Source organism: Paraburkholderia hayleyella (assembly GCF_009455685.1).
GTDB classification, from domain to species: domain Bacteria; phylum Pseudomonadota; class Gammaproteobacteria; order Burkholderiales; family Burkholderiaceae; genus Paraburkholderia; species Paraburkholderia hayleyella.
Map to the genome: position 1 here is coordinate 115,893 of NZ_QPES01000002.1, position 12,855 is coordinate 128,747.

Annotated in this window: 8 protein-coding genes; 5 read left to right on the forward strand and 3 right to left on the reverse strand. The window is 60.6% G+C overall.

All coding sequences use genetic code 11. The features are described 5' to 3' along the window. The first annotated feature begins 8 nt into the window (after positions 1-8). From GH657_RS14935 to GH657_RS14950, 4 genes are all read left to right on the forward strand, one after another. The gene (locus tag GH657_RS14935) at positions 9-5,078 is read left to right on the forward strand and encodes a non-ribosomal peptide synthetase (RefSeq protein WP_153101844.1); all 5,070 of its coding nucleotides are present in this window, start codon (positions 9-11) and stop codon (positions 5,076-5,078) included. Continuing rightward, entirely contained in the window at positions 5,068-6,111 is a 1,044-nt protein-coding gene (locus GH657_RS14940) for a GNAT family N-acetyltransferase (RefSeq protein ID WP_153101845.1), read from the forward strand. Before GH657_RS14935 ends, GH657_RS14940 begins: the two co-directional genes overlap by 11 nt. 74 nt (positions 6,112-6,185) lie before the next feature. Then, complete coding sequence (locus tag GH657_RS14945; RefSeq protein ID WP_174770025.1) at positions 6,186-7,586, forward strand: lysine N(6)-hydroxylase/L-ornithine N(5)-oxygenase family protein; 1,401 nt, start codon at positions 6,186-6,188, stop codon at positions 7,584-7,586. A 197-nt stretch (positions 7,587-7,783) separates the two neighbouring features. Then, entirely contained in the window at positions 7,784-10,033 is a 2,250-nt protein-coding gene (locus GH657_RS14950; RefSeq protein ID WP_153102364.1) for a TonB-dependent siderophore receptor, read from the forward strand. 104 nt (positions 10,034-10,137) lie between these two features. Here GH657_RS14950 and GH657_RS14955 read toward each other — a convergent pair whose 3' ends face one another. Together GH657_RS14955 and GH657_RS14960 are read right to left on the reverse strand one after the other, a co-directional pair. Further along, complete coding sequence (locus GH657_RS14955) at positions 10,138-10,644, reverse strand: universal stress protein (protein ID WP_153101847.1); 507 nt, start codon at positions 10,642-10,644, stop codon at positions 10,138-10,140. Positions 10,645-10,766: 122 nt separating this feature from the next. Further along, a complete protein-coding gene (locus GH657_RS14960) occupies positions 10,767-11,357 on the reverse strand; it encodes an acyl-homoserine-lactone synthase (RefSeq protein WP_153102366.1) in 591 nt (196 codons plus the stop codon). Between the two features lie 164 nt (positions 11,358-11,521). On the opposite strand from GH657_RS14960, the gene GH657_RS14965 reads away from it, so the two are divergent. Then, positions 11,522-11,851: a helix-turn-helix domain-containing protein gene (locus GH657_RS14965; protein WP_246174179.1), complete on the forward strand. Its 330-nt coding sequence runs from the start codon at positions 11,522-11,524 to the stop codon at positions 11,849-11,851. Here GH657_RS14965 and GH657_RS14970 read toward each other — a convergent pair. Then, complete coding sequence (locus GH657_RS14970; protein ID WP_174769988.1) at positions 11,835-12,539, reverse strand: helix-turn-helix transcriptional regulator; 705 nt, start codon at positions 12,537-12,539, stop codon at positions 11,835-11,837. The two genes, GH657_RS14965 and GH657_RS14970, sit on opposite strands and share 17 nt — an antisense overlap. Positions 12,540-12,855 lie beyond the last annotated feature (316 nt).

Here is a 12,855-nt window from a genome sequence, read left to right on the forward strand (position 1 = left end):
TGCCTTGAATGAAAGCCACGCCTGACTTGCTGGCGTTAGCCAGCCGTTTCGCCCAGTTGCCCAAAGCCCAGCGTGCGTTGTTCATGCGAAAGCTGGACGCTGCGGGAATCGATTTCCGTCTGCTGCCCATTCCTCCGCGTGCGCGGCGGACGGAGCCGGTGCCCGCATCGTTCGCGCAAAGCCGGTTATGGCTGCATGCCCGTATCGTCGATGAAGCGGCGGCCTACCACGTGAGTGGCTGCCTGCAACTCGACGGGCCGCTCGACGCCCATGCGCTGCGCTATGCGTTCGATGCGCTGATCGCACGTCACGAAGCATTACGAACGACGTTCGAAGCGGGCTTGGGTGGCGGCGTCCAGCAACATGTTCACGCGCCGATGCGTTGCCCCTGGCGTAGCACGGATCTGGGCGCGCTGCCTGAGGCCGAGCGGCAACCCGCGGCGCAGCGCATCGCCGCGAGTGCGCAAGCGGAGCCCTTCGATCTGGCGCGCGATCCGTTGCTGCGTGTGCATCTGCTCAGCTTCAGCCGGACGGCTCACAGGCTGGTGCTGACGCTGCATCACATCGTGGCCGATGGCTGGTCGATGGATGTGCTGCTCGACGAGCTGGCGCTGTTTTATCGTGCCTATGCCCAGGGCGTGCCGGTCGCGCTGGCGCCACTGGCGGTGCAGTACGCCGATTACGCGCTGTGGCAGCGGCGTTGGCTGGAGGCGGGCGAGGGCGAACGGCAACTGGCGTTCTGGCGTACCCAGGTGAGCCCGGAAGCCGGGGTACTGGCCTTGCCGGGCAGCCGTCCCCGTCCGACACAGCGTAGCGCGCGGGGGGGCCGTCATGACTTTGGCTTCGAGGCGGATCTAGCTCGCCAGGTGCGTGTGCTGGCCGATGCCGAGCGCGTCACGCCCTTCGCCGTGCTGCTCGCGGCACTGCACGCATGGCTTGCGCGTGCCTGTGGCGAGTCACAGATTCAGGTGGGCGTGCCTGCGGCAAACCGCGAACGGCCCGAGACCACCGGGCTCATTGGTTTTTTCGTCAATACGCTCGTGGTGAGCGTGCGGGTTGCGCCGCACATGACGTTTCGCGCACTGCTGCAGGCGGTGCAGCTCGCACTCGTGGAAGGGCAGTCGCATCAGGACGTACCGTTCGAACAGGTGGTCGAAACACTGGGCGTGGCGCGCAGCACGAGCCACCATCCGCTGTTTCAGGTGATGGCCTCGTATGCGGTGCGCCGTGCCTTGCCGGCGTTAGGCGAAGTCCGTGTGAGCGAGAGGCCTGGCGGCGCGCCATATGCCAAGTTCGATCTGGCGCTCGGGCTTGAAGAGCGCGAAGACGGGGCGCTCGATGCGGTGCTGGTTTATGCCACTGATCTGTTCGATGCCGCGACTATCGCTGAGCTTGCGGCGCAATACACGCAACTGGTGACGCATGCGCTGGCGCAGCCCGGGACGCGCATCAGCGAGCTCGAGTGGCTCAGCCCTGCGCAACAGCGGCAACTTCAAGTGTGGAATACCTATGAAGCAGGGGACGCGCAATGGTCTACGGTTCAGGCGCAGATTGCGCGTATGGCGCAAGCGCAACCGGATGCGCTTGCCGTGAACGATGCCTCAGGCAGCCTGACACGCGCCGAACTCGATACGCGTGCCGAGCGTCTTGCACGGCGGCTGGTTGCAGCCGGGGTGCGCGCTGAGACACGCGTCGGTATTGCGGTGGGGCGCTCGACGGAACTCTTCGTAGGCCTGCTGGCGATCCTGAAAGCGGGGGGCGCCTTCGTGCCACTCGATCCGTCTCATCCACGCGAGCGCCTCGCATACATCGTCGCCGATGCCGGCATCGATCACGTGGTGACCCAGCGGCGTTATGTGCCGCAGTTACCGTTGCGCCCGGGTGTGCGCGTCTGGTTGACCGACGCGATCGAAACGGGCGAGAGCGGCACCGGCACGGATCCCGACCAGGCCACGCCCTTGCCTGTGGCGTTTGCCCGCACCCAGGCGGCGTATCTGATCTACACCTCGGGCTCGACGGGCAAACCCAAAGGCGTCGTGGTCGAGCATGGCGCGCTGGCGATGCACATCGCGGCCATCGTCGCGCGCTATGGGCTGAACGAAAACGACCGCGTGCTGCTGTTCATGTCGATCAATTTCGATGGCGCGCACGAATGCTGGATGGCGCCGCTGACCCTGGGCATCAGCTTGCGCATTACCGATGACGCGTTGTGGTCGCCAGGACAAACCTGTCAAACGATGGCCGATGAAGGTGTGACGCTCGCCGCGTTCCCGCCCGGCTACGCCGTGCAGATGGGCGAATGGGCCAGCCAGCATGGCGCACCGCCTGCGCTGCGCTCGCTGACCGTCGGCGGCGAGGCGACCTCACGCGAAGCTTTTGCTGCGTTACGGCGTGCGTTTCCGCGCGCGCGCATCGTGAACGGCTACGGCCCAACCGAAACCGTCATCACGCCGCTGTTATGGATGATCGACGCCGAGGCCGATGCCTCGGGTATCGCTGCGGCGTATTTGCCGATTGGCACGCCCGTGGGCGAGCGCACGGCGCACGTGCTCGATGCCCAGTTGCAGCCGTTGCCGCCAGGCGTGACGGGCGAGCTGTATCTGGGAGGCACGGGCCTCGCGCGCGGCTATCACGCGCGGGCCGCGCTGACGGCCGAGCGTTTTATTCCTGATCCATTGGGCGCACCTGGCGCGCGTTTATATCAGACCGGCGATCTGGTCCGGCGCAATGCGGATGGCGTGCTGGAGTTCGTCGGGCGAATCGATCATCAGGTGAAGCTGCGCGGCTTGCGCATTGAACTGGGTGAAATCGAAGCGCGTCTGGCGGCACATGATGCTGTCCGCGATGCGGTGGCGCTGGTGCGAGGTCAGGGCAGCGAGGCGCTGCTGGTGGCGTATGTCGAACTTAGCGAGCAGGCGGCACGATGCCTGCCCCAGGTGGATGGCGAGGCGCTTGCCGCGCATTTGCGCCGCACGCTGCCGGACTATATGGTGCCCGCGCAGATCGTCGTGATGGAGGCACTGCCGCGTAATGCTAATCGCAAGATCGACCGCGCGGCGCTGCCTGCACCCGTGCGTGTCGCAAGGGCTTATGTCGCACCGGCCGCGGGGGCTGAAACGGCGCTCGCGCGCATCTGGTGCGAGGTGCTGGGTGTGGAGCGCGTGGGGCGTGCGGATCATTTCTTCGAGCTGGGCGGACATTCGCTGGCGGCCGTGAGTGTGGCGATGCGTGTCGCTGAGCGTTTGGGACATGAGGTTGCCGTGCGTGCGTTGTTCGAAGCGCCGACGCTCGACGCTTATACGCAGCACGTGGTGCAAGCGCCGCGTGTAGCGCTCGTGTCCGCGCACGCTGAGGCGGTGGCCGAGATTGAGGCTGAGGCTCAATCTGGCAGCGCATCTGGCGACAGCGTGCCCCTGAGCGAAGCCCAACGCGCCCTGTGGTTCCTGTGGCGCAATCAGCCGGAGAGCGCGGCTTACAACATTCCGCTGGCGCTGCGGGTGCGCGGAGCGCTGAATCTCGACGCACTGCGTGCCGCGTTTGAGTTCACCGCGCATGGCCATCCGGTGCTGCGCGCCACGCTCATGCCAGGTGCCAACGGCGTGCCGCGTCTCGGCTTTGACATGATCGAGCGGATTGCCCTGACGTATGTCGGCCTGGACGATCAAGCCTCGTTCGAGGAGCGCGAAGCACAAGCCCTGCGCCTGACGGACGCCGATGCGCTACAGCCCTTCGATCTGTATACCGCGCCGTTATGGCGGGCCCGTGTGCTGCGTTTGGACCAACACGATCATGTGCTGTCCATAGTGATTCATCACATCATCGCGGATGGGCAATCGCTCGAAACCTGGCTCGATGATTTGCATCACGCGTATGGCGCGGCGCTGCGCGGCGAAGTCCTCCAGCCGAAGCGCGTGGGGTTGGCTGGGTCAGCGGGCGCTTCGCACCCAGCGCCAATGGGCCGAACAGCGCGCGACATGCCGTTTTGGCGCACGACGCTGGACGGACTGAAAGCCTTGCCGCTGCCGCGGGCCGCCGCATCGGCCTGCGCCGCCACCGGGGGCATGACTCATTCAGATGCAGCAGACCCGGCGCCGCAATGGCAGGCTGGCCGCTTCGCCTTTGCTTTCGATACCGCGCTGACATCACGCGCCCGGGCGCTTGCGCAGCACACTCACGCGACGTTGCCCATGCTGTTTCATGCGGTGCTGAACGCCGCATTGCTGCGCCTGACCGGGGTGCACGATCAGGCGATCGGTGTGCTGGCCTCGTTGCGTGAGCCCGGCGAGGACAAAACCCTGGGTCTCTTTATCAACGCCGTTGTCGTGCGCACGCGGATGCCTCGCGGGGTGAGCCCGCTTGAGGTGCTGGCGCTCGTGCGCGATGCCGCGCTTGATGCTTATGCCCACGCCAGCACGCCTTTCGCGCAAGTGGTGCAAGCATTGCGCGCCGAACGGGCCGCGCATGGCAATCCGTTATTCCAGGTGATGTTCAACTACATGCGCCCAGCGGTCAGCGGCGTGCGCCACTGGGAGGGCTTGACGCTCGAGGGCTTTAACGAGGTGCGTCATCGTGTGGTGTTCGATCTCGAACTTGATCTCGTCGAGCATCCCGATGGTCGCGTGACAGGGGCATTTTCTTATGCGCGCGAGAAGCTCGATGAGCATTTCGTGTTGCGCTTGATGAATGAATACCTGGCGCTTGCCGAGCGGTTTATCGAAGCGCCCAGGGAGCGGGTTGACATCCTTCCGGTTGACGCTGTGACGCACGTGGGCGCGAGCGTGGAGCCCGCAACAGCGCTTGCGCTACCAGGCGTTGACGCACGCTGCCATGATTTGCAGCGCCTCGCCGCTACGGCGTTTGGCCACACCACGCTGACGCCCGAAACCAATCTGTTTGAAGCCGGGGCGAGTTCATTCGACGTGGTGCGCTTTGTCGATGCCGCGCAAGCCGAAGGACATCGTTTGTCGATCGCGGATGTGTTCCGTCATCAGACACTTGCAAGCCTTGCCCGGTGGCTGGTGATGACGAGCGCGAAGCACCGTGACAGTGCTCCCCTGGAGGTGCGTGATGCGCAGTAACGCAACGATTCGGCTAGTGGGCGCACCGCAGCTTGTGGCGATACGTGAAGGCACGACGCTACTCGTTGCTGAGGAAGGCTGCGCGGATCGCATCATCTTTCAGGCGAGCTGCAGCGAGGCCGAGGGTATCAAGCCTGACGAGGTATGTCATGGGTTGTCGGCCGATGAGCAGTTCCGTGCGGTGCTGGCCGCGCTGAGCGGATTTTTCATGTCTGCGCCAGGTGTAGCGGTGGTTATGCTGGATTCCTCCCGTCTGCATCCCGAAGTGCATCACGCCTTGTTGCATAGCGGCGTGCTGACTGCTGCAGGGCAGTGTATCCGTGAGGCATGGGCCCAACAGCCATCGTTATGGCTGACCCGTCCACGGACGTTGCCCCTGTGTGCGCACAGCGACGTGACGGCAGCGAGCCATGCCAGCGCGACAGCGGGCGGCGCTCTACGTCATCCGCGCCGTCCGCCCCGTTTGCCTGGGGTGGTGTATGAGCGCGATATTCCTGCGTTTGGCCACCGCTTCACGCTACGCACCGCGACCCTCACAGACGATGCCGAGCGCTTGCATGCCTGGATGAACGAGCCGCGCGTGAATGCGTTCTGGGGCGAAGCGGGCTCCTTTGAGGCAGTGCAAGCCTGGCTTCACGGAGTGCTGGCATCGCCGCATACGCATCCGTTGATCGGCGCTTTCGATGGCGAGCCTTTCGGTTATTTCGAGGCTTACTGGGCTAAGGAAGACCGGATCGCACCGTTTGCCGCGCCAGGCGATTACGACCGGGGGCTGCACATGCTGGTTGGCGCTACGCGCTGGCGTGGGCCCGCCTGCGTGGCCGCCTGGTTGCCTTCGCTCGTTCACTACCTGTTTCTCGACGACCCCCGTACTGCTGCCGTGTTCTGCGAGCCGCGTCACGACAACCTGCGCATGATTGGGTATCTGGAGCAACACGGCTTCACGGGTTTGCATCACTTCGACTTTCCACACAAACGCGCGCTGCTGGTGCGCAGCACGCGTCGGGAATTTTTCGACGGACGGCATGTGTGAGGCAGAGCGTTGCCTGTCATGCCATTTTTTTCCGTAATAACAAGCACCAATTTTGTTTGAGGGAGCGCTTCATGATTCAACGAGAGCATGTTCATGATCTGATCGGCGTTGGCTTCGGCCCATCCAATCTCGCGTTGGCCGTGCGCCTGGCGGAACGCGCCGGGGTGGCCAGCGCCGCGCACTGCTTTATCGAAAGCCAGACCGAGTTCGGCTGGCATCGCGGCATGCTGCTGGACGACAGCCGCATGCAGATCTCGTTTCTCAAGGATCTCGTTACGATGCGCGATCCGAAGAGCCCGTTTACGTTTATCAACTATCTGTTCGAATGCGGCCGCTTGCAGGACTTCGTCAACCTGAAGAATTTTTGTCCGACGCGTGTCGAGTTTCAAGACTATCTGCGCTGGGTGGCGCGCGCCTTCGATGAGCAGGTGCATTACGGCGAACACGTGAGCGCGATCGAGCCGGTCATGGCCGCGCACGATTCACGTGTCGTGACGCAATTGCGCGTGGTATCGCACGATGCACAGGGCCATGAACGGCAGCGGTTGACCCGTGCGTTGTCGGTTGGCATGGGTGGCGCGCCGCAGATGCCGCCTGCGTTTGCCGCGTTGCATGAGGCCCCGGTCCTGCATTCGTCGAACTATCTCGGTGCAATCGACCCGGCGCTTGGCTTGCCCGTGGGTGAGGCCAGGACACGGCGGCGGGTTGCGGTGATTGGCGGTGGTCAGAGCGCGGCCGAGGTGTTTATTGATCTGACACGCCGTTATCCGCAGGTGGAGGCAACGCTGGTGATGCGTGCCCCAGCGCTCAGGCCGGCTGATGACAGCCCATTCGTCAACGAGATTTTTAATCCGGATTTCACGGATCGGGTGTACGCACAGCCGAAAGGCGCGCGCCAGTCTTTGCTCGACACGCTTCGTGATACGAATTATTCGGTGGTGGACCGGCCATTGATCGAGCAGATTTACGAAATGCTGTACGTGCAAAGCGTGAGTGGTGCGGCACGGCACCGGCTGCTGCCCAATCGCGCCATCGAAGCGGTGCAGCACCACGCGAACGACGCCCGTGGTGCACTGGAACTGCGTTTGCGCGACCGTCTGGGTGGTGAGGCGGTCAGCGAACATTTCGATGTCGTGGTGCTGGCCACGGGTTACCGCCGCGATGGTCATCACGTATTGCTGGCGGGATTGGCCGACGCATTGGGACAAGCGGTTGAGCAATGCGAGGTGGCACGCGATTATCAATTGGTCACGCCCGCGCATTTTCAACCGCCTGTTTATCTTCAGGGCTGTTGCGAGGACAGCCACGGCTTGAGTGACACGTTGCTTTCAGTGCTGGCGCGGCGCGCCGATGAAATCGCCGGCTCGCTCGATGAAGCCGTGCATGGCATGGCAGCCGGGGCAACGACAGATGCCGGTTGTACAGCGAATGAAGTGGAAGCATCCCACACCCAGCGTCTGGCATCCGTATTTTGAGTGGGGTTTTGAGCGTCGATTCCTGTGCGTTGCTCCTGCGACTTTCCTCAACCTTCAACCTAACGTCTTAACGTCAACACCAGACGGCGCACTGATGCTGTCTGTCGAATTTTTATCGTCAATGGAGCCATGAAATGAAGTGGGTAAACAGGACGCACCATCGCAGGACGCATCGCCGTAATACGCGCGGGTGCAACATGCATCGGCGTGGCACGCAACAACGCGTGCTGGCCGTTGCAGCCAGCATGGCGTTCTTCGTGGTAGCTTCAGGCCATGTGTTGGCGCAGTCCGCAACCGTGCCAACAGGCACGAAAGACAACGGCGGTAATGGTGGCAATGGTGGCAATCGTGTCGTGAGCCGCGCCAGTAGTGATACCGCGCCCGGTAGCACGCTGCCCGTGGTCAAGATTGAAGGCCATGGCAGCAGTGATGGCACGCTTGGGCTGGTCGCGCATCGCACGTATACCGCGACCAAAACCGATACGCCACTCGACGAGGTGCCGCAAACGGTCAACATCGTCACCAGTGAGCAGATCGAACAGCAAGGCGCGACCACGATTAACGAAGCGCTGCGCTACGTGCCGGGGTTTTCCTCATATGGCTCAAGTACCCGCTCGGACTGGTACACCGCCTTGCGTGGTTTTACGCCGAGCGTTTTTGTCGATGGCTTGCAAGTGCCGAACACGTTGAATCTTGCCAGCTGGCGTGTCGATCCGTATCAGGTGCAAAGCATCACGGTGCTGCGTGGACCGACTTCGGTGCTGTACGGCCAGGGCGATCCCGGCTCGCTGGTCGATATTCAGACGAAGCAACCCAGCGCTGATGCCGTGCGCGAGATCGAGCTACAGCTTGGAAACGATGCCCGTAAGCAGATCGGCCTCGATCTGGGTGGCAAGGTCGACCAGAACGGCACGTTGACCTACCGCTTTATCGGCGTCGGCCGCGATGGCAACATGCCCACCGGACCGCATGCAGACCAGCGCCTGTTGCTCGCGCCCTCGGTGAAATGGCAGCCGAGCGCGGCCACTTCGCTGACGCTTTACGCGACTTACCTGCGCGATAACACGGATGTCTCGGATAATTTTCTGCCCGCGTCGGGCACGATCTTGCCCAATCCGAACGGTGTGATCTCGCGCAACCTCTACACTGGCGAGGCGAGTTTTGCGCGCTACGACAAACGTCAATGGTCAGTGGGTTACCAGTTCGAACACAAACTCGATTCAGTCTGGACCTTGCGCCAGAACACCCGTTACATGCATTTGTCGGTGAATAACGCGACGGTGTATGGCGGCGGGCTGGATTCATCCGACCCGACCAATGCCACGATGACGCGTTATGCCGGCCTCTTTCAGCCGAACTACGGCCGGGTGGATGTCGATAACCAGGCTCAGGCGAAATTCCGTACGGGCCCGATCGAGCACACCGTGTTGGTGGGTTTCGAATACAACCGCCAGCAATCGACCGATAGCGAACAGCTCGCGCTGGCGCCGAGCCTGAACCTGTTCAATCCGGTGTACACGCCGGTCACGACGGCGATTTTTTCTGGGCCCAACGCCTATCCGCGAACCGCGACCCAACAAACGCTGGATAGCTTTGGCCTGTACTTGCAAGACCAGATCAAACTGACACCGCGTTGGGTGGTGACACTGGGCGGCCGTCAGGACTGGAGCCGCAGCACGACACACGACCTGGTCGCCAGCAGCGAAACGCGGCAAAACGATCACGCATTTACGGGCCGCGTGGGCGCGGTGTATCTCGGCGATTACGGGCTCTCGCCGTATCTCAGCTATGCGACGTCATTTAATCCGCAGTTGGGCGTGACGCACGGCGGCACGCCGTTTTCCCCCTCGCGTGGCCGCCAGATCGAAGCGGGGTTGCGCTGGCAGCCCTTCCACAAAAACTTGATGCTGAATGCGGCGATTTATCAGATCAACCAGACCAACGTATCGACCCCTGACCCGACTGATCCGACCAATACTTATAGCGTGCAAACGGGCGAGGTGCGCTCGCGTGGGATCGAGTTCAGCGCGGTTGGCAATGTGACGCGGGAGTTGAGCCTGATTGCGGCGTATGCGTATCAGGACGTGAAGAACATTGCCGCCAACGATGCCTCGCGCAACAACTGGCCCGTGTCGATACCACTGCCGCGCCAGAGCGCTTCGCTATGGGCTGACTGGACCTGGCACAGCGGCGTGCTGACGGGGCTGGGTATCGGTGTGGGCTTGCGTTACTCGAGTGCGATTGCGGGGGCGCCAGACAACACGTTGCGTGTGCCTGGTTACACCGTGTACGACGCTGCGGTGCATTACGACGTGCGGAACTGGCGTTTTTCGGTGAATGCTTCGAACCTGTTCAACCGGCGTGTGGTGACGGGATGCCAGAGTACCTCGACGTGCTTTTATGGCAATCAGCGCACGGTGCTGGCGACCGCGAAGTACGACTGGTGAGGGGGTACCCGGCAGCGCTGCTGCCGGTCCTGGCTGAACGATACGTCCGGTTTTTATGAGCCGTGGCAAAGCTGTGTGCCGTTGACCACGTCCGCACGGGCTGCTCAGGCAGGGGCACTGCTGTCCGGATGATCTGCTTTTTCGTCGGCCGGAAGGTTGGCTAGAACAGCGGCGGCTGGAATCAGCAGAACCGGCAGCGTGGCCTGGCGCACGCAGCGCTCCGCGATGCTGCCGAGGATTAACCGCTGGACACCGCGCCGGCCGTGGGTGCCAAGCACCAGCAAATCTGCTCCGAATTGCGTGGCCGCGCGCAATATCACGGTTGACACATCATCTAGCGATGACGCTTCGCCTGTGAGGAGCTCGCCTTCGACGTCCTGTTCGCGCATCGCTTGCGCAAACTGGGTGCCGAGTTCTTTCCCTTGTTCGATCATGTTGTTGCGCAGGACGGACGGATCGTAGCCTGGCGCCTCGAAATACATCGGGATGTTTTCTATGACATAAAACGGTTGCAACCGGGCACCGTTTGAACGTGCAAGGTCGAGCGCTGCGTCGAAGGCCCGGCGGGCGGTTTGACTACCATCGACAGCAACCAGAATACGTGTGTACATGGAAAGCTCCGGGGCTAAATGGAAAGGGCCGTCGTGGCAAGCACTGCCACGACGGATTCCAGCTAGATAGAGCTTATAGGAACAGGAGAGACGATGCAGTGTTAAACCGCATCAAACAAGGATCATGCGGCCATTGGCAGCGGTCCAAGGAGCGCGATGCGGGTTTGTGGACTAACCATGATATTCAAGGCTATGGCCCGCTCTATGCCGATCTGGACGGGTGGCCCGAGCCGTGTGACTTCGACTCCAGTGCGGCGTAGCATGCGCTCGATGGCGATGGTTGTGACGGTGACATAACGCGTAATGCCCATTTGGTCAGCGAATGTCACGAGTTGGTGTATGGCATTCAGGGTTAACTCGGCGAAACCAAATCCCTGTTCTTTTCCCGCTTCGATGGCAAAGCGGCTTAATTCCCATATATGACGTCCCCTTGGCGCTTCTGCTCCCTGCAGAACCTGGGGGAATGTGTCTTTCAACATATTGGGGCCTTCTGTTGGCATGAGACGCAAACAACCCTTGACTTCTTTTTCCTGATTTTGAATCAGCATGTAGTACGGGCCCAGCGCGTCATAACCATCGACCTCCAGACCGGCTATTGTCGGGACTTCCCAGCCTAGCCGTTCGTGAAAGACCCGTGCTCGCAGCCGGTACATTTCGTTAATATCGTGATTGTCAAATTCTTGTCGCATACCAATTCGAATTGCCGTTCGCATCATCTTCTCCTGTGTGTATTCTGTGAGTCAGCACACATGGAAATTTATGCATTTTGGATGAGTCACACACCTATCTATATGAGTAGGTGTGAATCTCTTCATACTCCAGCAAAATGGCATCTGAGAGGCAGCCAAACACACCACACTAAATGGCGAGGGATGAAATGGAATTAGTAGAAATGCATCGGCAAGAGAGCGCCCTTAACCGGATGATGCCAGTTGCACCGTCAGAACGTTCACCATCCACAGTGGACCGCGCCCGCATCATTGAGTACAGAAAGAAGAAAAAAGAAAGTCAGCGCCGGTTCTGGGCGCGTTTCGGTGTAACCCAATCGCGGGGAAGCCGATTTGAAGCGGGCGCAGATATTCCTGCACCCGTCTCTATATTGCTGGGGTTGTATTTTACGAAAACAGTTTCCGATGGCGATTTAGGTCGCGCTGAGCGGTTGCTGTATAGCTGGGGGCCAGCTTCAATGGTTAGCCAGGGTCGATAAGGCCTAACTGAGTTGCAATCACGGCTGCTGCGCGCCGCGAATTCACACCAAATTTCGTGCTGATATTTTTCATATGGAAGTCGACCACGGCTTCCGAACAGTTCAGGATATGCGAAATTTCCCATGTGGATTTGCCGCGCGCCGTCCATTTGAGGCATTCGCGTTCGCGCGGTGTAAGTTTGGGCAGCAACGCCTGAGCGTGCGTACTCAGATATTGTTGAGTGGTATCAATGACCAGATCACGCAATAAAACCAGATTCGGCAACACACTATCCAGATGACGCCAAAAAGCGTCGGTCGGGTTGCTGTCATTGACAAAGCACAGCATCCCCGCTTCCTGTTTAGGTCCATGAATAGGCAGTGTGACGCCCGCGCGTAGTCCATGGGCACGCGCCTCTTCATACATGGACTGCTGTGGCTGGGTAGAAAAAATCGAAGGCGACCAGATAAGTGGGCTCGATTTGCTCACGCAGTGCTGGACTGTCGGGTCGATGTGCGCCAGCCCCTGCTTGACGTAAACCTGGAGCCATGATTCTGAATAGGTGCTGCGTATATAGGCATCTTCGAGCCGAAGGCCCGGCCGCGGCAAGACAGCCACGAGCACCTGTTCAAATCCCCATGCTGCTGTTAATTGCGACACCGCCCCGAACCAGGATGCTTCGTCGGTCGCGTTGAGCATCGGAGACATCTGCTCAATAAAATTTAGCGACATTATTATTCTCTAAAGTCGCAGCAGGCTACGCTGCAGGTACAGTCGACGCCACGCGTCTGACAAACGATTTTGTTGCAATAATCTAACATTATTTTTCGCTGGCATAACAGCGTCTCGTGAAAATTATCGTAATTTCGTGAAGTCCATCCGTAGGGACCGTCGTTTGAAATAATGCAGAGAAAAAGCCCTAAGCTGACAATTTGTCAGATAGAATTTCTTTCCCAACATTCTTTATTAAGATCAATTTAGCCTGAATTGTTTTCATTCCAATAATTTATGGTTATTTTCAATG

What these genes read in the sequence shown, in the direction of transcription:
- GH657_RS14935 (WP_153101844.1), top strand. Translation starts at nt 9, where the DNA reads ATGAAAGCCACGCCTGACTTGCTGGCGTTAGCCAGCCGTTTCGCCCAG.
- GH657_RS14940 (WP_153101845.1), top strand. Translation starts at nt 5,068, where the DNA reads ATGCGCAGTAACGCAACGATTCGGCTAGTGGGCGCACCGCAGCTTGTG.
- GH657_RS14950 (WP_153102364.1), top strand. Translation starts at nt 7,784, where the DNA reads ATGCATCGGCGTGGCACGCAACAACGCGTGCTGGCCGTTGCAGCCAGC.
- GH657_RS14955 (WP_153101847.1), bottom strand. Translation starts at nt 10,644, where the DNA reads ATGTACACACGTATTCTGGTTGCTGTCGATGGTAGTCAAACCGCCCGC.
- GH657_RS14960 (WP_153102366.1), bottom strand. Translation starts at nt 11,357, where the DNA reads ATGCGAACGGCAATTCGAATTGGTATGCGACAAGAATTTGACAATCAC.
- GH657_RS14965 (WP_246174179.1), top strand. Translation starts at nt 11,522, where the DNA reads ATGGAATTAGTAGAAATGCATCGGCAAGAGAGCGCCCTTAACCGGATG.
- GH657_RS14970 (WP_174769988.1), bottom strand. Translation starts at nt 12,539, where the DNA reads ATGTCTCCGATGCTCAACGCGACCGACGAAGCATCCTGGTTCGGGGCG.